Below are 1,690 nucleotides of genomic sequence, written 5' to 3'. Positions count from 1 at the left end.
TGTACTAGGCCCTGTCAAGTTGACGGATGAAATAATATAAAATTTAATATGTTTCTAAATGGCTTTATCCCAGTATTCATCTGGGGTAAGGCCATTTCTTTGTGTTGAGCGATTGTAATGATTAAAATATTCAATTCCTGCTTCAACCAATTTCATAAGTTCTTGATAGGTCTTTGGCAGTGGCTGACGTGCCATCCATCGATTTTTAAATTCATTCCACCAACGCTCCATTGGAGCGTTATCGTATGGCGTTCCTGGTCGGGACATACTTCTAGTTACTTCATATCGATCAAGAGAACGATTAAATAGTTTTGAGGTATAAGCTGAACCGCGATCGGTGTGCACCATGGGGTGTACACTACCAGCACCTGAAAAGGCCTGCTGAAATACCTGGATTTCTGCTTCACTAGTTTCTGTAGGACTTAGATTATAGGCTAAAAGTCGCCGACCATAAAGATCTAAAACACCACTTAACCGAATTTTATATTCGCCATTTATGCCATATGAAAGCTCTGTTGAATCGGCCAACCAAACTTGGTTAGGTCTACTCACACTAAAATTTTGATTAAGAAGATTATCTTGGATATATTGTTCTGATTGTTTCACACGATTATGCTTCTTCGGATGTACTAAACATCGAATACCTAGTTCTCGCATAACTCGTCGAACCTGTTTGAAAGTAATGGGAAAATTAATTGATGTGTCAGCTTGTAAATTTACCAACATGTTTCCAGTACCAATCCCTTGTAGATTGAAATCAAACCAGTATTGGGTTCGCTCTTTAAGTTGTTTATTACGTGTCTCCCAAACTGTTTCTTGTCTTTTTAACCCTTTGTAGTAAGCCTGACGGCTAACGCCAACCATTTTTATAAGTTTTGTTATCGCACCATGCTTTTCTTGACTAACATTCTTAATCGCGTGATATGCCAGTCGTCTTTGCTTATTCACCCCTTGCGCTGAAGTTCCTGCCATTTTTTTATAAAGGCCGCATATAATTTTTGATCTTCGATTTGGCTTTCTAACTCGTGAATCCGTAGATTCGCTTTATCTAAATCTGTTAGTTCTGATTGATCTTTACGGTGACCACGATTATCGATTAGTGATTCATAACCACCTTGTCGTGCCTTAAGAACCCATGAACGGGCTTGTTGATAAGAGACACCGAAGTGTTCCGCAGTTTCATTATAACTATGTTTATCTTTGGTAATATATTCAACAATTGAAACGCGTTCTTCAAAAGAAGTTTTACGACTCATAATGGGAACCTGCCTTTTGGACGGTGACGCCGTCACCGTTTTATCCTCATTATACTTGGAAACCCAGTCTAATAGTTGTTTTTGTGATCGTAAACCAAACTTAAGTGCAACATCTGCTTGTGAATATTGACCCGTTAGATAAGTTAATACCGCTTCTAATTTCAGCGCTTTTGAATAGTGATTATTGTGGCGCGCTTCCTGTAAACCTTCAATACCATCGCGGTCATAGCGATCGACCCAACGTTTGAATAGATCTTTATTAATACCGTATTCTCGGGCAAAAGTTCTTCTCGGCATTCCGGACTTTCTAAATTCTTCGATAAACGTTAATTTTTCTAATGCTGAATACTTGGCTCTGGACATACAAAAATCCCTCCATGATTATCGGATGAAATTATATTATTTCATCTGACAACCATAAAGGGATTATTACA

At 38.3% G+C, this 1,690-nt stretch carries 2 protein-coding genes; both read right to left on the bottom strand.

The window, feature by feature from the left end; genetic code table 11:
* Positions 1-54: 54 nt before the first annotated feature.
* Positions 55-972, bottom strand: coding sequence for an IS3 family transposase (locus tag AC1RPV_RS07570; RefSeq protein ID WP_481761993.1), 918 nt, complete (start codon positions 970-972; stop codon positions 55-57).
* The gene (locus tag AC1RPV_RS07565) at positions 945-1,619 is read right to left on the bottom strand and encodes a transposase (RefSeq protein WP_481761994.1); all 675 of its coding nucleotides are present in this window, start codon (positions 1,617-1,619) and stop codon (positions 945-947) included. The genes AC1RPV_RS07570 and AC1RPV_RS07565 overlap by 28 nt, the downstream gene beginning before the upstream one ends.
* Positions 1,620-1,690 lie beyond the last annotated feature (71 nt).

This window comes from Dellaglioa sp. CoH-55-MRSF-9 (genome assembly GCF_056782155.1).
This window is presented reverse-complemented; position numbering and strand designations above follow the sequence as displayed.